At 65.5% G+C, this 16,835-nt stretch carries 13 protein-coding genes, 1 tRNA gene and 1 pseudogene; 9 read left to right on the top strand and 6 right to left on the bottom strand.

All coding sequences use genetic code 11. The features are described 5' to 3' along the window. Positions 1 to 2 precede the first annotated feature (2 nt). The 4 genes from ACAM58_RS18445 (at position 3) to ACAM58_RS18460 (ending at position 4,531) form a co-directional block, all read left to right on the top strand. A complete protein-coding gene (locus ACAM58_RS18445; protein ID WP_369663233.1) occupies positions 3 to 692 on the top strand; it encodes an HAD family hydrolase in 690 nt (229 codons plus the stop codon). Continuing rightward, on the top strand, positions 676 to 3,390 hold the full coding sequence (gene pepN, locus ACAM58_RS18450; RefSeq protein WP_369663234.1) for an aminopeptidase N: 2,715 nt from the start codon (positions 676 to 678) through the stop codon (positions 3,388 to 3,390). The genes ACAM58_RS18445 and pepN overlap by 17 nt, the downstream gene beginning before the upstream one ends. A gap of 23 nt (positions 3,391 to 3,413) precedes the next feature. After that, the gene (locus tag ACAM58_RS18455) at positions 3,414 to 4,430 is read left to right on the top strand and encodes a class 1 fructose-bisphosphatase (protein ID WP_018905443.1); all 1,017 of its coding nucleotides are present in this window, start codon (positions 3,414 to 3,416) and stop codon (positions 4,428 to 4,430) included. A 25-nt stretch (positions 4,431 to 4,455) separates the two neighbouring features. Continuing rightward, positions 4,456 to 4,531 (top strand) — tRNA-Thr (locus tag ACAM58_RS18460). 101 nt (positions 4,532 to 4,632) lie between these two features. Here ACAM58_RS18460 and ACAM58_RS18465 read toward each other — a convergent pair. The 4 genes from ACAM58_RS18465 to ACAM58_RS18480 form a co-directional block, all read right to left on the bottom strand. Next, entirely contained in the window at positions 4,633 to 4,860 is a 228-nt protein-coding gene (locus ACAM58_RS18465; RefSeq protein ID WP_369663235.1) for a hypothetical protein, read from the bottom strand. Further along, positions 4,857 to 5,120, bottom strand: a complete 264-nt coding sequence (locus ACAM58_RS18470; protein WP_369663236.1) for a hypothetical protein — start codon at positions 5,118 to 5,120, stop codon at positions 4,857 to 4,859. Before ACAM58_RS18470 ends, ACAM58_RS18465 begins: the two co-directional genes overlap by 4 nt. Positions 5,121 to 5,175: 55 nt before the next feature. Then, positions 5,176 to 5,979, bottom strand: a complete 804-nt coding sequence (locus ACAM58_RS18475; protein WP_369663237.1) for a hypothetical protein — start codon at positions 5,977 to 5,979, stop codon at positions 5,176 to 5,178. A 265-nt stretch (positions 5,980 to 6,244) separates the two neighbouring features. Continuing rightward, positions 6,245 to 6,583 (bottom strand): hypothetical protein, encoded by a 339-nt coding sequence (locus ACAM58_RS18480; RefSeq protein WP_369663238.1) that lies wholly within the window; start codon positions 6,581 to 6,583, stop codon positions 6,245 to 6,247. 808 nt (positions 6,584 to 7,391) lie between these two features. Here ACAM58_RS18480 and ACAM58_RS18485 point away from each other — a divergent pair. Both ACAM58_RS18485 and ACAM58_RS18490 read left to right on the top strand, forming a co-directional pair. Further along, positions 7,392 to 8,420: a ParA family protein gene (locus tag ACAM58_RS18485; RefSeq protein WP_369663239.1), complete on the top strand. Its 1,029-nt coding sequence runs from the start codon at positions 7,392 to 7,394 to the stop codon at positions 8,418 to 8,420. A gap of 4 nt (positions 8,421 to 8,424) precedes the next feature. Continuing rightward, the gene (locus ACAM58_RS18490) at positions 8,425 to 9,033 is read left to right on the top strand and encodes a HEPN domain-containing protein (RefSeq protein WP_369663240.1); all 609 of its coding nucleotides are present in this window, start codon (positions 8,425 to 8,427) and stop codon (positions 9,031 to 9,033) included. Between the two features lie 795 nt (positions 9,034 to 9,828). Here ACAM58_RS18490 and ACAM58_RS18495 read toward each other — a convergent pair. After that, positions 9,829 to 11,181, bottom strand: a complete 1,353-nt coding sequence (locus ACAM58_RS18495; RefSeq protein WP_369663241.1) for a tyrosine-type recombinase/integrase — start codon at positions 11,179 to 11,181, stop codon at positions 9,829 to 9,831. 320 nt (positions 11,182 to 11,501) lie between these two features. Here ACAM58_RS18495 and ACAM58_RS18500 point away from each other — a divergent pair, with 320 nt between their 5' ends. After that, positions 11,502 to 12,002 carry a DUF4124 domain-containing protein gene (locus ACAM58_RS18500; RefSeq protein WP_027730098.1) on the top strand — a complete coding sequence of 167 codons (501 nt, stop codon included), beginning with the start codon at positions 11,502 to 11,504 and terminating at the stop codon, positions 12,000 to 12,002. A 148-nt stretch (positions 12,003 to 12,150) separates the two neighbouring features. On the opposite strand, the pseudogene ACAM58_RS18505 reads toward ACAM58_RS18500, so the two are convergent. Continuing rightward, positions 12,151 to 12,485: pseudogene (locus tag ACAM58_RS18505) on the bottom strand (XRE family transcriptional regulator). Positions 12,486 to 12,650: 165 nt separating this feature from the next. Here ACAM58_RS18505 and ACAM58_RS18510 point away from each other — a divergent pair. Then, on the top strand, positions 12,651 to 13,604 hold the full coding sequence (locus ACAM58_RS18510) for a bifunctional enoyl-CoA hydratase/phosphate acetyltransferase (protein ID WP_369663242.1): 954 nt from the start codon (positions 12,651 to 12,653) through the stop codon (positions 13,602 to 13,604). A 187-nt stretch (positions 13,605 to 13,791) separates the two neighbouring features. Beyond that, positions 13,792 to 16,797, top strand: coding sequence for a transglycosylase domain-containing protein (locus ACAM58_RS18515; RefSeq protein ID WP_369663243.1), 3,006 nt, complete (start codon positions 13,792 to 13,794; stop codon positions 16,795 to 16,797). Positions 16,798 to 16,835 lie beyond the last annotated feature (38 nt).

Consider the following 16,835-nt stretch of genomic DNA (forward strand, 5'->3'; position numbering starts at 1 on the left):
CGATGAGCCTGAAGCACGGGAAGGTCGAAGCCTTCATCTTCGACATGGACGGCACCATGATCGACTCCATGCCCTGGCATGCGCGCTCGTGGGTGGAGTTTGTCGAACGCCACGGCCTGAAGCTCGACGTGACCGACATCCTTGCGCGCACCACGGGCCGCACCGGCGCCGAGTGCATGCGCGAATTGTTCCAGCGCGAGCTTTCCGACGCCGAGTGCCTGGGCCTGGTGCACGAGAAGGAAGAAATCTACCGCGCCATGTTCAGCGACAACTTCACCGAAGTGGCCGGCTTCACCGCCTTTGCCAAGGCCGCCGTGGCGCGCGGCCTGAAGGTGGCCGTGGGCACCGCCGGCGACCGGCACAACATCGAGTTTGCGATGTCGCGCCTGAAGATGAACCCGCTGCCGCTGGCCATCGTCGGCGGCGACGAAGGCTTTGCCGGCAAGCCCACGCCCGAGATCTTTCTTGAAGCCGCGCGCCGCATCGGCGTGGCGCCCGAGCGCTGCATCGTCTTTGAAGATGCCCCCTTCGGCATCGAGGCCGCGCGCCGCGGCGGCATGCGTGCCGTGGCGGTGTGCAGCACCCATTCCGCCGCCGAGCTTGCCGGCCCCCATGTGATTGCCGCGGTTCGCGACTACGACGAACTCGCCCATTCGAATTTTCTGGAGACACTCGATGCTGCTGCAGCGTGACGCCCAAGGGCAACCGATTGCCATTCGCCGCGAAGACTATGCCGCTCCGGCGTTCTGGATCGACACTGTCGACCTCACCTTCGACCTCGACCCCGCCAAGACCCGCGTGCTCAACCGCATGCAGCTGCGCCGCAACCCCGACGCGCCGGCCCAGCCGCTGCGCCTGGACGGCGACGAGCTGAACCTGGCGCGCGTGCTGGTCAACGGCCAGGGCGCATCGTTCCGCATGGAAGGCGACCAGCTCGTGATCGACGGCCTGCCCGATGCCTTCGAACTCGAGATCTTCACCACCTGCTGCCCCATCAAGAACACCAAGCTGATGGGCTTGTTCGTGAGCGAAGACACCTTCTTCACGCAGTGCGAGGCCGAGGGCTTCCGCCGCATCACCTATTTTCTCGACCGTCCGGACGTGATGGCGATGTACACCGTCACGCTGCGCGCCGCCAAGGCCGCGTATCCGGTGCTGCTGTCGAACGGCAACCTCGTCGAACAAGGCGATCTGCCCGAAGGCCGCCACTTTGCCAAGTGGGTCGACCCCTTCAAGAAGCCCTGCTACCTGTTCGCGCTGGTGGCCGGCAAGCTGGTGGCGCGCGAGCAGCGCATCACCGCGCGCAATGGCAAGGAACACCTGCTGCAGGTGTACGTGCGCGCCGGCGACCTCGACAAGACCGAGCATGCGATGAACTCGCTGGTCAACTCCGTGCTGTGGGACGAAGCCCGCTTCGGCCTGCCGCTGGACCTGGACCGCTTCATGATCGTGGCCACCAGCGACTTCAACATGGGCGCCATGGAGAACAAGGGCCTGAACATCTTCAACACGAAGTACGTTCTGGCCAACCAGGCCACCGCCACCGACGCCGACTACAGCAACATCGAAAGCGTGGTCGGCCACGAGTACTTCCACAACTGGAGCGGCGACCGCGTGACCTGCCGCGACTGGTTCCAGCTCTCGCTGAAGGAAGGCCTCACCGTCTTCCGCGACCAGGAGTTCAGCCAGGACCTGTGCGCCGACGCCTCGGCCCGCGCCGTCAAGCGCATCGAGGACGTGCGCGTGTTGCGCACCGCCCAGTTCCCCGAAGACGCCGGGCCCATGGCCCACCCGGTGCGGCCCGACAGCTACATCGAGATCAGCAACTTCTACACCGTCACCATCTACGAAAAGGGTGCCGAGGTGGTTCGCATGATGCAGACGCTGGTCGGCCGCAAGGGCTTCGAGAAGGGCATCACGCTGTACTTCGAACGCCACGACGGCCAAGCCGTGACCTGCGACGATTTCGCCCAGGCCATTGCCGACGCCAACCCCGATTCCGAACTCGCCCGCCTGCTGCCCCAGTTCAAGCGCTGGTACAGCCAGGCCGGCACGCCGCGCCTTGCCGCCCACGGCGTGTACGACGCGCAGAACCGCAGCTACACCCTGAGCATCGTCCAGAGCTGCCCGCCCACGCCGGGCCAGCCCACCAAGGAACCCTTCGTCATTCCGGTGAACATCGGCCTGCTCGACGCCAGCGGGCGCGAACTGCCGCTGCAGCTCGAAGGCGAAAGCGAAGTGACGCGCGGCGCGCCGGGCACGCCCTGCACGCGCACCGTGGTGCTCTCGCGCGCCGGCGAGCAGATCACCTTCGTCGGCCTCGACGCCGAGCCCGTGCCCTCCATCCTGCGCGGCTTCAGCGCGCCGGTGATCCTCGACTTCGAATACACCGACGCCCAGCTGCTCACCCTGCTGGCCAACGACCCCGACCCCTTCAACCGCTGGGAAGCCGGCCAGCGCCTGGGCCTGCGCGCCGCGCTGCAGGGCATTGCCGCGCTGGCCACCGACACCACCCCGGTGCTGAACGACGCCTACCTGGACGCCATGCGCAGCGTGCTGCGCAACCCCAAGCTCGATGCCGCCTTCAAGGAACTGGTGCTCACGCTGCCTTCGGAAACCTACATCTCCGAGCAGCTCGATGTGGTCGATCCGCAGCGCGTGCACCTGGTGCGCGAAGCCATGCGCGCGCAGCTGGCCACCGCCCTCTTTTCGGACTGGCAGCAGGTCTACGAAGAAAACCACGACACCGGCGCCTACACGCCCGACCCCACCTCGTCGGGCCGCCGCGCGCTGGCCGGCATGGCGCTCAGCTTTTTGTGCCTGGCGGCGCGCGTTTCGGGCGACACCGTGTGGCCCGGCAAGACGCTGCAGCGCTTCAAGGACGCCGGCAACATGACCGACCGCTTCAACGCGCTCAACGCGCTGGTGTCGTCAGGCCACACCCTGGCCGCGCAGGCGCTCGCGCGCTTCCACGCCCTCTTCAAGGACGAGGCGCTGGTCATCGACAAGTGGTTCTCGCTGCAGGCCGGCGCGCCCGACCGCGGCGGCGACATCCTGCCGCTGGTCAAGCAGCTGATGAAGCACCCGGACTTCTCCATCAAGAACCCCAACCGCGCCCGCAGCGTGATCTTCAGCTACTGCAGCGCCAACCCCGGCGCGTTCCACCGCCCCGACGCGGCCGGCTACGTGTACTGGAGCGAGCGCGTCATCGAGCTGGACGCCATCAACCCCCAGGTGGCCGCCCGCCTCGCCCGCGCCCTCGACCGCTGGAGCAAGCTGGCCGAGCCGTACCGCAGCGCCGCGCGCGAAGCGATTGCCCGCGTGGCCGCCAAGCCCGACCTGAGCAAGGACACGCATGAGGTGGTGACGCGTGCGCTGGCCGGTAACTGACAAACAAGGAACACAGGAAGCACATGGCTCAACAACAGAAGATCTCCCTCACCCGCTACCTCGTCGAACAGCAACGCGCCGACGGCCTCATTCCCGGCCAGCTGCGCCTGTTGCTCGAAGTGGTGGCCCGCGCCTGCAAGAGCATCAGCCAGGCCGTCAACAAGGGCGCGCTGGGCGGAGTGCTCGGCACCGCCGAGAGCGAGAACGTGCAGGGCGAGATCCAGAAGAAGCTGGACATCATCGCCAACGAAGTGTTGATCGAAGCCAACGAATGGGGCGGCCACCTTGCGGCCATGGCCAGCGAGGAAATGGACAGCATCTACGTGGTGCCCAACCGCTACCCGCAGGGCGAATACCTGCTCATGTTCGACCCGCTCGACGGCAGCAGCAACATCGACGTGAACGTGAGCATCGGCACCATCTTCAGCGTGCTGAAGAAACCCGACGACACCCCCGGCGTGCAGGAAGCCGACTTCCTGCAGCCCGGCACCCAGCAGGTGGCCGCGGGCTACTGCATCTACGGCCCGCAGACCACCCTGGTGCTCACCGTGGGCAACGGCGTGGCCATGTTCACGCTCGACCGCGAGCAGGGCAGCTTCGTGCTCACGCAGGAAGACATCCAGATCCCGGCCGACACCAAGGAATTTGCGGTCAACATGAGCAACATGCGCCACTGGGACGAGCCCATGAAGCGCTACATCGACGAATGCCTGGCCGGCAAGGAAGGCCCGCGCGGCAAGGACTTCAACATGCGCTGGATTGCCAGCATGGTGGCCGACGTGCACCGCATCCTGATGCGCGGCGGCGTCTTCATGTACCCGTGGGACAAGCGCGAACCCGAAAAGGCCGGCAAGCTGCGCCTGATGTACGAGGCCAACCCCATGAGCTGGCTGGTCGAGCAGGCCGGCGGCGCCGCCACCAACGGCAAGCAGCGCATCCTGGAGCTGCAGCCCACCAAACTGCACGAGCGCGTGAGCGTGATGTTGGGTTCGCGTAACGAAGTCGAGCGTTTGACCAAGTACCACGCCGAAAAGGCCTGACGGTGTTGCTATAATCCGAGGCTTCGCCGGTGTAGCTCAGTCGGTAGAGCAGCTCATTCGTAATGAGAAGGTCGGGTGTTCGATTCATCTCTCCGGCACCAAGTCAGTCAAGGAAACCTTGCTATCGAATAGATAGCAAGGTTTTTCTGTTTGGGCCTGTGTAGCCACGGTGTAGCCGACAGCACAGGGTTTCGGCATGGCTTCAACCACGCGCTGCCGCTTCGAAGTGCACCCGCGCTTGCGCCGCCCACACCTCGGGCCGCAGCACTTCGCCCACCAGCAACACACCCCCGGACAAGCCCGCCGCGGCGGCGCGCTGCATCGCCACCACCGGCGCCTCGTCACCGTCATAGCGCACCACCGCGCAGCCCTGCACTTGCTCCAGCGCCGCGAGGCGCCGCAGCATCGCCGCCCTGCTCGTCGCCATCATCTGCGCTGCTCCAACCGGTCGATGCGCGCCTCGAATTCGCTGGTCTCAATCAGGCGGCCGAGGATGGACAGCACGTTGGCCAGCTTGGAGACCTCGGCCGGCTCGCGCTGGCCGGCTTTGCCTTCGCGGTACAGCCGGGCCAGTTCGCGGCGAACGTCGTTCGCCGTGGCCAGCGGCAAGCGCAGACGGGTGGGGGGTGGCGGCGCATCGCGAGCATCGGCGCGGCCTTGGGGAAAATCGATTGTGCTTTTCGGTGCCATGTGAATGCCTTAAATGGGCCTGGGCGCGCCTCTTGCGCCCAGGCCAAGGGTTGCATCAAGCCGGCGCCGTCGCGGCGCGCTGCGCCTGTTCCCGCGACACCGCGGCGGCATCCAAGGCGCCGAAGCCGAACACGCGGTATCCGGCCGACTGGCGCTCGTTGCCAGCGAGCACCGCCGCGAGGATGCGACGTGCGGGCCACACGTCGGCGTCGAGACTGGCGACAAGCACGCCGGCCACCTGCGCGAGCCCACGGCGCGCCCACTCCACGACGGCGCGCCCCGCGGCGATGTCGATGCTCTCGCCCGGGTTGTCGTCGCACTTCGCCTTGTCCCACGCGCTGCGAACCACCTGCAACTCGTGGTCGGCAATCAGGACCGGCGAGCGCAGCAAGGCCAGCTCGATGCGCTGGAATTCCGGGCCGGCCTGGATGGCCCGCAGGGTGTCGCCGCGCTCCGCGATGGACAGGCTGCGCCACCACTGGCGAATCTCGACATCCTTCATGGTGTCGGCGAAGTTGCCGGCGGCCAGCTCCGGCACCGCGACGAGCGCGGCATACCGCGCATCGAGCGCGGCGGCCACCCGTTCAACCTCGGCCGCGCAAGCGCTCACCGTGCGCACGGCCGCATTGACCAGCGGCTCCAGCTTGCGCACGCGGCCGGCCGCGCTCAGGTTGTCGTCGAGCCCGATGGCGGCGGCGGCTTCCATGTAGTCGCTCACGGCATCGACGGCGGCGCCGAAGTAGTGGCCCGCGCCGCTCTGCCGGTCCTGCTTCATCAGGTTGGTCTGACGCACGACGGCGCCGTTGGCAAAGCGGATTTCGAACTCGTTGCTCGCGTTCAAGGTTTCGGCGATTTTCATGATGGTTACTTCCATGTAGTTGATAGAGGAGTGAATTGAATGAATTGAGGTAGGGCTGACCCCGAGCGGACAGACCTAGCCTTCCTGCTGGGCCTTCACATGCATCGACGTGACCCGTCGCGTTACATGACCCGGCAGCCGTTCGACGTTCGGGCGCTACCTTCGCCACCCTTACCCCTTCTTCCACGTCTATCCCACAGTAGGGGGTCTTCCCTCGTCGCTGCTGTCTTTTCCCGACCAACGAGGTGCATGCGACCGGCCGTTGCTACGGCTCGGCCAAATCGTCCAGCGGCTTCGTCGCAAGCCAATCCGAGAGCTTCCTGAAGTCGTTGGCCGTGAGCCAGTAAAGCCCCGGCCAGCACCGCTTCCCGTCACGATCCACGGACGCCAAACTGCAGTCGCACGGGATGTGCAGACCCCGGCGCCGCAACTCGGCCACCAGGGCCGGGCCGTTGCTGCAACCGGCAATCGCGTCCAGCCGTTCGCGCCGCACATCGACGCCGCGCATCAGTTCGATGAGGGCGCGCAGGTGCCGCGGGTTGAGCGTCCCCAAAAAGACGCCGTCGGCGTCTCCTCGCGTCTCGGTGGTGGGTGCTGCATTCATTCGCGCCCTCCCCGCAGAGCTTGCGGATTTCGGACATCGGCCACGCCAGGCGCCCGTTGATGCGAAGCGGATTGATGGGACCCGCCGACGAGAGCGACCAGCACCGGAGGGTCTGGGGGCGCCTGTTCAGGTACCAAGCGGCCTGAGCGGTGGGCACGTTCGGGCGGGTTTCGGCTTCCAACGTCGGGAAAGCCTGTTGCGATTGATTCGACATTGATTCATCCAAAAAAAAACCGCACCAGCGAGGCCGGTGCGGCTTGATGAAACCGCCTGGCGGCGGTCTGATGGGAGGGGGCGGAATGTTGTTAGCTTCGTCGGCTATCACCTCTTTGCGCAAAGGACGTAAAAAAACCAGCGGCGGCGCTGGTTTGTTTGATTGCTGGAGCGCATGCGCAAAAGAACGCACGCAGTTCTCCCTCAACTCTTGCCGCTTGAGCGGAACCATGCGGCTGTCAGTCACCGCATGGGTACACGGCCTTAAAAGCCAGCGGCCTGCGCTGGATCCGTGCGACCAGTTGGAGCTCTCAGTTGCCCGACTGCAGGCACTTCTCCATTCACAAACGTATTTTATGGTTGCTGTTCATGACGTGCTCCAGTCATGTGGCCAGCGCACCACATCGACTGCATGCAGTGGATTTGCCTGGAACTTCTGCCGCTGTTGGTCGAAGGCGCCAACCGGGCCAAGCGGCAGGAGTCCATCATTTATCGCTGGGCGCCTGGACCGCCCCAGTCCTTATAGGCCGCCCGTCTGGGGCATGATGGAGCCATCAATCATCGATATGGCGATCTATACCTTGGGAGGTCAGAAATGGCAAAGCGATTGGTCTTGTTCAACCACAAAGGTGGCGTCAGCAAAACTACGACCGTCTACAACGTGGGATGGATGCTCGCCGAGCAGGGACATCAGGTCCTGCTGGTCGACGCCGACCCGCAATGCAATCTCTCCAGCTTGATACTCGGCGATGACTTCGACGCGTACTATCTGGAAGACGCTACGCGACTTCAGAACATCAAGGACGGTGTCGCGCCGGCCTTCAGGGGTAAGCCAACGCCCATTCAAGCTGTGAGCTGCAGGTCTCCAGCCGGTCAGCCTCGATTGCACCTGCTGGCGGGCCACGCAACGCTTTCCGAATATGACGCGTCGTTGACCTTCGCCCAGAACTCCAATGCGCTAGCCACTTTGCAAAACCTCCCCGGCGCGTTCAACGAATTGATCCGCAAAGTTGAGGAAGCTAATCAGATCGACTACACCATCATCGACCTCAACCCGGGGCTAAGCGCGGTTAATCAAAACCTGTTCTTGAACTCGGACTTCTTCCTGATTCCAACCAACCCAGACCCGTTTTCCATCATGGCGCTGGAGACGCTGGAATCCATCTTCCCGCGATGGGCGAACTGGAAAGTGGCCAACGAGGCAGTGTTCCAGGATTCAGCCTATCCACTGCGGCCGGGCTTGCCGAAATTCGCCGGAACGGTGGTCCAGCGCTTCAACGTTCGTAAAGGGCGAGCGGCAGCCCCGTATCGCGACAACATTGGCGAGATCAAGGCGGTCACCAAGGACCGGCTGTATCCCGCGCTCCGAACGGCGGGGCTCACGCTGCCCGACAACGACTACCCGGCCGCGCTGCGCGATGGGGGCTTCTGCTTGGAGGAGGTCCCGGACTTCGGCGCTTTGCTGCCGCGCTCCCACGAAGCGGGCGTGCCAGTGTTCGCGCTGCAGAACGCCGACCTTGTGGGCTACACCGGTCCCGTGTTGGCCAACGCGATCCAGAAGCGTGAGCAAATCCGAGGTCAGTTCAACAATGTTGCCGCCGTGCTTCGGGATCTCATGGTCTGAAGTCATGCTCAATGCGAAACTGGTCTTTCACAAAAACATCCAGCAGGCGAACGACCTCGGGGCCCTCTACGCCCAGCTGAGCCACATGGTCGAGATTCCCGAACAGTTCGACGATCTTTTGCGCTCGCAGATCGTCAATGCGGTCAGCGCATTCGACAAGCTGATGCATGACTTGATTCGCATTGGCATGGTGAAGATGTTCGAGAACCAGAGGCCGTCAACGAGCAAATACTTGGGCGAGAGCATAGCCATCCGTCATCTGCCTACGCTGATGGCCACTGCAGTCCCACCACCCGCTGTTCGGTTCGAGGAAATCGTCCGCGAAAAGCTCAGCGTGTTGTCATTCCAGGACCCTACGAAGCTCGCCGATGGCCTGAGCTTCATCTGGAATGCAGATCAAAAGTGGCAGCAAATTGCTCTAGGCCTCGGAATGTCCGATACCGACGCCAGGCTCACGCAGAAGCTGATCGCCACGCGCCGAAACGCCATCGTGCATGAGGCAGACCTTGATCCGGTGAACAACCAAAAACAAGCCATTACGCGGGCAGAAGCCACGGACATCGCCAACTTCCTTTTGGCTCTGGGCAATCGAATCTGTGACCTAGTTATCTGACCTGCATCCCGACATCGCCCAAAGCTGTCACGCGGCAGCACCGCCGACGAGGCGCAGCTTGCCGGGCTCTTCGTCAGGCCACACACACCACGCCGACCAGACCCAAGTTGTGCGATTCGATTAAAGTTATTCACGGCGTTCAACTCAGTGGCCATTGCTTGTGGCCAGCGTACGACGTCAGCCGCCTGGCCCCGGCCTGCTGGAGCAGGCCGTGCGAGCACTTGCCCTCAAGAAGCACAGACAAAGACCAGCTGCATTGGCCTGATTACTTTTCCGGCGACGCATGCTGGACGCACTGCGTTCCACCATATCAACAGATTGCCATGGTTACTCACAGCGAGCAACGCAGTGCCTCGCGCAACGTCTCGGATCTGCAACGCGCTCCCCTGCTCGCGACCTAGTGCGCCAAACGGACTACTAGTGCGCGAGGCGGACGGGGGTAGTCCGCCAGCCGAACATAAACCAGTCATTGAACCTATCAATAAGAAGAAGAGAGCGCGAGCGCGAAAAACGCCGTCGGCTTGGATGCCCAGACCGCATCTTCACCGCCAGTCTGCCGAGCACCTAGCCCTCCGAAGCGCGCCCATTCCCGCGTTGAAGGAGAACGCGTGCGCGACTCCGTGCGTCGGTTAAGAAGGCCCGAAGCTGCTGCCCGACAACATGAGGGCCACCCCACGCCTGCGCTTCTATGGCGGCCGCACAGCCCGCGACGCCACGTCCCCCTTCAGGCCAACCATTCGGGGCCCCTGCGCCCGTTTTAGACGCTTGGCGCCCTGGACTGAATCGGCGACTACTTCACGCAGCAGCACCACCGACCACGCGCAGTTTCCCGGGTGCGATGTCGGGCACGTACACGACACCGGTCAGACCGATGATGTACGCCTCGATTTGCTCCATGAACGGGCGCAGCGCGTCAATGCTCCGCGGCCGGTAGCCCTCGGCGGTGGCGCTGGGCTTGTGGCCCATGACCTGGGCAATGGCGCCTGCCGGCGCTCCAGCAGCTTCGCCCAGCAGCGAGAACGAGCGGCGCAGGCCGTGGATGGTCAGGCCCTCGATGCCGGCGCCCTGTAGCGCCTTGGCGTGGCTTGAGCGGGCATCGGCGATGCGGCCCGACTTGCTGGCGCTGGCGAACACGTACGGGCCGACCCTCGGCAAGCTGGCCAGCAGTTGGGCAAGGTAGGGCGTCAGGGGAATCGTGCGGGTCGCGTCCACCTTGTCGGCGATGGTCAGCTTGCGCCATTGGAAATCCACGTTCGCCCAGGTCAAAGCGGCCAGTTCTTCGCGGCGCGCCCCCGTCAGCAGCAAGGCGCGCAGGTAGGCCGATGCGGCGCTGTTGCCGAGTTGCGCCACGCCTGCCCACCAGCCGGGCACTTGCGCGGCCTCCAGAGCGTCGGTGCGGCGCGTATTGCTCGGCAGGTTCTCCACGATGGCGGCGGCCCTGCCGGCCTCGCGGTCGGTCTGCCCCCGGTATTCGGGACGGCCGGCACACCAGCGCAGAAAACCACGGAACATCATCAGGGCGCGAGCCGCCTGATGCTTGCCGGCCAGGGCTTCGCGGTCGTACCAGGCCTTCAGGCTGTCCTCGTTGATGGCCGCCAGCGGCAGCGCGAGCAATGGAGAGAGCGGCCCCGGCCGCGTCAGCCCCTCCCCTCTCTTTTTCTTCACCCCGCCGGGCGCCGCCATCGCCTTCAGGTCGGCCAAGTAGCGCGGCTTCCATGCTTCGCGGCGCTTGGGCCTGCCACGCTCCAAGTACAGCGGCCACACCTCGCCCACGGTGACGGCATGGGCCGCAGCGGCCGCAGCCCGTGCGGCCTTGTCGGCGGCTTGCTGGCGCTCGATTTCTCGCGGGTCCAGTCCGTTGTCCAAGACCACGGCCAGGCGGCGTGCCTCGGCACGCGCCTGCTCGATGGACCAGACGCGCACGTCGCCAATCGTGCGGCGGATGGTCTCGCGGTTCAGCTTGGATTCGAACACGAACGACTTCGAGCCGGTGTTCGTCACGCGCACACGCAGGCCGGGTACCTGGCTGTCGCGCAGGAAGGCCTGGGCCTTCTGGTCGGTGCGGCAAGTCAGGCGCTCGATGACGCCAAGGGTCAGGTTCACGCGCTGCGTGGTGTCGGGCGCTTCGTTTTTCTTCGGTCGGGCCATGTGCGGTGCTCCGGTCGGAAGTGGCTACACCGCAAGCCGTGTAGCCACCGTGTAGCCAAAATCGCCCAATTTTGGGGAATATCGATCAACGACTAACTGTACATTCAGCCAGCAATTCTACTGTAAGTTGTTGATTTATATCGATTCTATCTACGAAGCTCAACGCAGGCAAACAGGCCTATCCCATCATTCGTAATGAGAAGGTCGGGTGTTCGATTCATCTCTCCGGCACCAAATAAAAAGCCCCGTTGCTATCAGGACGATAGCGACGGGGCTTTTTTCTTAGGCGATGTAGTAGCCAATGTAAGAGGATTTGAGGCATGACTCTGATGCTGTCGCATTCCACGCCGATTCCTACCCGCCATGCGCTTTGGCGCCCGCTGTGCTTGGCCACTGCCCTGTTGGCCATCGCGATCTTCCCAGCCGCGGCGCAACACCCGGTCTATCGCTGCGAGACGAACGGCAAGGTCAGCTACTCGGACGCCCCATGCGTCGGGGCCAAGGTGATCGACGCGACACCCACGCAAGGCATGGACAAGATGAGCGGGCAGTCCCGCAAAGGCCGCGAGGTGCAGCGCGAAGAGTTCAATACGACCTTCGACAACGCACTCCGTCCGCTCCATGGCCGCTCGCATGCCGACATGGACGTGATGCGTCGCCGCGTCAAGCTGCCCAGGGACGATCAGGCCCAGTGCGCCAATCTCGACAATCGTCTATCCCAACTGGAGTCGGACGCAGCGGGAGCATCGGGCGAAGCAAAGGCTCGTGCCGATGTCGACCTTTACAAGGCCCGCAAGCGATTCTTCGATCTGAAGTGCTGAAACGCGCTTTGCACGCACGGCATCCGGGCGGCAAGCACCGCCGTCCACTCCGCCGGAGTGACCGGGCCGCCGCGTTCCGCTCTTGATCATGTCCCACTCCACGTCGTAAGACCCGCTCGCGAAAGGCTGTCTGATCCAGGTCGCCAGGCTATATACGAGCGATGCCTTCGACATCATCGATTTCGGCAAAGTTGGTGATCTTCACGGCACCATCGGGAAAGCGAGCCACTACCTCCAATTCGCCGCCCATCGCCTTGATGTGGCTACGCAGGGTCGAGAGGTACTATCCGTGCGTCGCTCCAGCTTCGCAATCGACGGCTGCTGCACGTGCAAAACCTCGGCGAGCACCTTCTGAGAAAGATCGCGCGCTTGACGCAGTTCGAAGAGCGGCATTTCCGCCAGCATTTCCTGCGCCTTGGCGTTGGAGCGTGCCTGAACATCGGGCTCCATCTTCGCTCGCAGGTCTGCAAATTTCTTAGCCATTGATCAGCCCTTCCTTTCGAAGTTGTTCAAGGTGTTCGTCATAGCGGCGATCACAGAGATGCAGTTGCGCGGTCGCTTGCGTGAGGCCGCCGCATCAATCGATCTGCGCGAACAGGCGAAAATCCGAGACATCGTAGTGCACCCACCCCACTCTCCGGAGCCCGCATGCCACCCGCATCTCCCGCCACCCACCCCCACTACGACCGCCTGATCGCCGCCGCCCGCGCCCTCCCCCCGCTCCGCGTCGCAGTCGTCCACCCAGCCAACGCCGTCTCCCTCGAAGCCGCCTTGGCTTCAGCCGCCCTCGGCCTCATCGCCCCCACGCTGGTCGGCCCCTGCGCAAAGATCGAAGCTGCCGCACGCGAAGCCAACGCAGACCTCTCGAACATCCCCATCGTCGACGCCCCGCACAGCCACGCCGCAGCCGACGCCGCCGTCGCCATGGCCTTGCGCGGCGAGGTCGATGCGTTGATGAAGGGCAGCCTCCACACCGACGAGCTGATGGGCGCGGTGGTGCGGTGCGAAGGGGGCCTCCGCACATCGCGGCGCATCAGTCATTGCTTCGTGATGGACATTCCGGGCCACTCGCAGCCGCTGATCATTTCGGACGCCGCCATCAACATCGCGCCCACGCTCGATGAAAAGGTCGACATCGTGCAGAACGCGATCGACCTGGCGCATGCGCTGCTGATGCCGGCGGTGCGCGTGGCGATTCTCTCGGCCACGGAGACGGTCAACACCAAGGTGCCTTCCACGCTGGATGCCGCCGTGCTGTGCAAGATGGCCGACCGCGGCCAGATCACCGGCGCGCAGCTCGACGGACCGCTGGCCATGGACAACGCCATCGACCCTGAGGCAGCGCGCATCAAGGGCATCGTCTCGCCGGTGGCGGGCCGCGCCAACGTGCTGATCGTGCCCAGCCTGGACGCGGGCAACATGCTGGCCAAGAGCCTGAGCTTCCTGGGCGGGGCCTATGCGGCGGGCATCGTGCTGGGCACCCGGGTGCCGGTGATCCTGACGAGCCGGGCCGACTCGGAGCCGGCACGCCTGGCCTCCTGCGCGGTCGCTTCGATGCTGGCCAAGGCGGGGCGCGAACGGCTCATCAAGGCGGTGGGCTGAAAAGAACCCCCGCCCGCCTACCTCGTTACGGCTGAAACAACCGAACTACGACTTGTATGCCAACGCGGCGCTGACTCGCCATAGGTAGTTTTCCGGCACGCAAGATTGCCGCGCATGCGCGCCAAGTGGCCGCGGAAAGCGCATCATCGCGCTGGACGGACCCCCGGTTCAGACTGTGCGAGGCAGCATGACAAGGTTCAAGAAGGTCTTCTGGATCGGCACTGGGCTCGCCGTGCTGGGTGCGCTTGCCGCTTTTGCGGTGCTCGACGAGCTGAAGACCTCCCGATGGCAATCGGCCCTGTGGCGCGACTTTGCCAGCGGCGCGGGCTTCACCGTCGACAACGGCGCCAGCGACGCCATCCGCTTTCCCCATTCCGGCCCTTACGACGCGCGGCTCGGCTACCACGATCTCCCCGGCTTCATCGAACGCCTGCAGCCGCAGGGCTTTGCCATCACGCGCCAGGCGCGCATGTCGCCGCGGCTCGTCGAGCTGCAGGAGCGCGGGCTTTTCACGCCCTACCGCGAGAAGAACCAGGCCGGCTTGACGGTGCGCGACTGCCGCAACACGGCGCTGCTGCACACGCGCGTGCCCCAGCGCGCCTACGAGCGCTTCGAAGACGTGCCGCCGCTGCTGGTGAGCGCCCTGCTGTTCGTCGAAGACCGCCACCTGCTCGATGCGGAGCCGGCCCAGCGCAACCCTGCGCTCGATCCGGAACGCTTTGCCAAGGCCGCGGTCGAGCAGGGGCTGCGGGTGTTCAGCCCGGGCGCGACCGCGACCGGCGGCAGCACGCTGGCCACGCAGATCGAAAAGTACCGCCATTCGCCGCAGGGCCGCACCGGGTCGGTCCGCGAGAAGCTGCGCCAGATGGCCTCGGCCTCGGTGCGCGCCTACCAGGACGGCGACGACACGCTCGCGCGGCGCCGCCAGATCGTCGTCGACTACCTCGACACGGTGCCGCTGGCCGCGCGCCCCGGCATCGGCGAAGTGCACGGCATGGGCGACGGCCTGTGGGCCTGGTATGGGCGCGACTTCCGCGAGGTCAACCGCCTGCTCGCCGACAACGCGGAAGGGGCGACCACGCCCACGCCCGAGGCGCTCCAGCGCCAGGCCGAGGCCTTCAAGCAGGCGCTGTCGCTGATGATCGCGCAGCGCCGCCCCTCGCAGCACCTGCTCGGCGACGGCACGGGCCTGGCGCGGCTGACCGACAGCTACCTGCGGCTGATGGGCGATGCGGGCCTGATCGCGCCCACGCTGCGCGATGCGGCGCTGCCGCTGCCGCTGAATCTGCGGCCCGAACTGCCGACCAGGCCGCGCACGGATTTCGTCCAGCGCAAGGCCACCATCGCGCTGCGCACCCACATCTCCACGCTGCTCGACGTGCCCCGCGCCTACGACCTGGAACGGCTCGACCTGGAAGCTGAAACCAGCCTGGACGGCGAAGCGCAGGCGCTCGCGGCGCAGGTGCTGACCGGCCTGCGCACGCCCGCCGCCGCCAAGGCCGCGGGCTTGTTCGGCGCCCACATGCTCGACCCGGGCGCGGACCCGGCCCCGCTGATCTACAGCTTCACGCTGTTCGAGCGCGGCGCCCAGGCCAACCTGCTGCGCGTGCAGGCCGACAACATCAACCAGCCCTTCGACGTGAACCAGGGCGCGCGGCTGGACCTGGGCTCCACCGCCAAGCTGCGCACGCTGGTGAGCTACCTCGAGATCGTGGCCGAACTGCATGCCCGCTGGTCGGACCTGGGCGCCGCCCAGCTCGCTGCGCTGGCGAACAACCCACGCGATCCGCTGGGCATGTGGGCGCGGCAGTACCTGTTGCGCGCCAAGGATCGCCGCCTCACGCCAATGCTCGAGGCGGCCATGGAGCGCAAGTATTCGGCGAACCCGGGCGAATCCTTCTTCACAGGCGGCGGCCTGCACCAGTTCGAGAATTTCGAGCGCTCGCGCAACAGCGAATCGATGACGGTGCGCGAGGGCTTCAAGCATTCGGTCAACCTGGTGTTCATCCGCCTGATGCGCGACGTGGTGCGCCACCGCATGTTCGGCGGCGCATCGGATGCTGAGACCCTGCTGAAGGATCCGGCCGACCCGCGCCGGCGCGAGATGCTCGAGCGCTTTGCCGACCGCGAAGGCTCGGCCTACCTGATCCGCTTCTATCGCAAGTACCAGCGCCAGTCGGCCGCGGGCGCGGAGGCGCTGCTGCTGCGCAGCCTGAAGCCGTCGGCGCCGCGCCTGGCAAGCGCGCTGTTCACGATCGAGCCCGAAGCCAGCGAAGAACGGCTCGACGAGCTGCTCACGCAGCGGCTGGGCAAGGGCGCCGGCTCGCCGCGCGCGCTGCGGGCGCTGCACACCACCTACTCGGGCCTGTCGCTCGCGGACCGCGGCTACGTCGCACGCGTGCATCCGCTGGAGCTCTGGCTGGTGGGATACCTGCGGCGCCATCCCGGCGCAACCCTGACCGAGGTGCTGGACGCGAGCGCGAGCGAACGCCAGGAGGTCTACGCCTGGCTCTTCAAGACGCGCCACAAGAGCGCGCAGGACAAGCGCCTGCGCGAGCTGGTCGAGCTCGATGCCTTCGCGGAAATCCATCGCTCGTGGCAGCGCCTGGGCTACCCCTTCGAATCGCTGACGCCGTCCTACGCGAGCGCCATCGGTGCCTCGGGCGACCGGCCGGCCGCGCTGGCGGAACTGATGGGCATCATCGCCAGCGACGGCGTGCGGCGGCCTGTGCAGCGCGTCGGCGCACTGCACTTTGCGCGCGACACGCCCTACGAGACGCGGCTCGAGGCGCAAGGCGCGGGCGCCGAGCGCGTGCTGCCCGCCGAAGTGGCCGCAACGGTGCACCGCGCGCTGGTGCAGGTGGTGCAGGACGGCACCGCGCGGCGCCTGAAGGACGCACTGGTGGACGCGAACGGCCGCGCGATCGAGATCGGCGGCAAGACCGGCACCGGCGACCACCGCTACGGCCACAACGGCCGCGGCGCTGGCGCGGGCCCGGAGCGCAAGATCAGCCGCTCGGCCACCTTCGTGTTCACCATCGGCGACCGCTACTTCGGCACCATCATGGCCTACGTGAACGAGCCCTACGCCGCCCGCTACCGGTTCACGAGCGCACTGCCGACGCAGCTGCTGAAGTCGCTCGGGCCGCAATTGCTGCCGGTGCTGGAGCGCGGGGGGTGCGGAGGGGACTGACTCGCCCCCCGCAGCAGGTATTAAAAAAACCGATGCCT

It is taken from the genome of Variovorax sp. V116, assembly GCF_041154435.1.
GTDB lineage: Bacteria > Pseudomonadota > Gammaproteobacteria > Burkholderiales > Burkholderiaceae_C > Variovorax > Variovorax paradoxus.

Excerpts from the sequence above, each read along its gene's own strand:
- ACAM58_RS18445 (WP_369663233.1), top strand. The coding sequence starts at position 3 with ATGAGCCTGAAGCACGGGAAGGTCGAAGCCTTCATCTTCGACATGGAC.
- pepN (WP_369663234.1), top strand. The coding sequence starts at position 676 with ATGCTGCTGCAGCGTGACGCCCAAGGGCAACCGATTGCCATTCGCCGC.
- ACAM58_RS18455 (WP_018905443.1), top strand. The coding sequence starts at position 3,414 with ATGGCTCAACAACAGAAGATCTCCCTCACCCGCTACCTCGTCGAACAG.
- ACAM58_RS18465 (WP_369663235.1), bottom strand. The coding sequence starts at position 4,860 with ATGATGGCGACGAGCAGGGCGGCGATGCTGCGGCGCCTCGCGGCGCTG.
- ACAM58_RS18470 (WP_369663236.1), bottom strand. The coding sequence starts at position 5,120 with ATGGCACCGAAAAGCACAATCGATTTTCCCCAAGGCCGCGCCGATGCT.
- ACAM58_RS18475 (WP_369663237.1), bottom strand. The coding sequence starts at position 5,979 with ATGAAAATCGCCGAAACCTTGAACGCGAGCAACGAGTTCGAAATCCGC.
- ACAM58_RS18480 (WP_369663238.1), bottom strand. The coding sequence starts at position 6,583 with ATGAATGCAGCACCCACCACCGAGACGCGAGGAGACGCCGACGGCGTC.
- ACAM58_RS18485 (WP_369663239.1), top strand. The coding sequence starts at position 7,392 with ATGGCAAAGCGATTGGTCTTGTTCAACCACAAAGGTGGCGTCAGCAAA.
- ACAM58_RS18490 (WP_369663240.1), top strand. The coding sequence starts at position 8,425 with ATGCTCAATGCGAAACTGGTCTTTCACAAAAACATCCAGCAGGCGAAC.
- ACAM58_RS18495 (WP_369663241.1), bottom strand. The coding sequence starts at position 11,181 with ATGGCCCGACCGAAGAAAAACGAAGCGCCCGACACCACGCAGCGCGTG.
- ACAM58_RS18500 (WP_027730098.1), top strand. The coding sequence starts at position 11,502 with ATGACTCTGATGCTGTCGCATTCCACGCCGATTCCTACCCGCCATGCG.
- ACAM58_RS18510 (WP_369663242.1), top strand. The coding sequence starts at position 12,651 with ATGCCACCCGCATCTCCCGCCACCCACCCCCACTACGACCGCCTGATC.
- ACAM58_RS18515 (WP_369663243.1), top strand. The coding sequence starts at position 13,792 with ATGACAAGGTTCAAGAAGGTCTTCTGGATCGGCACTGGGCTCGCCGTG.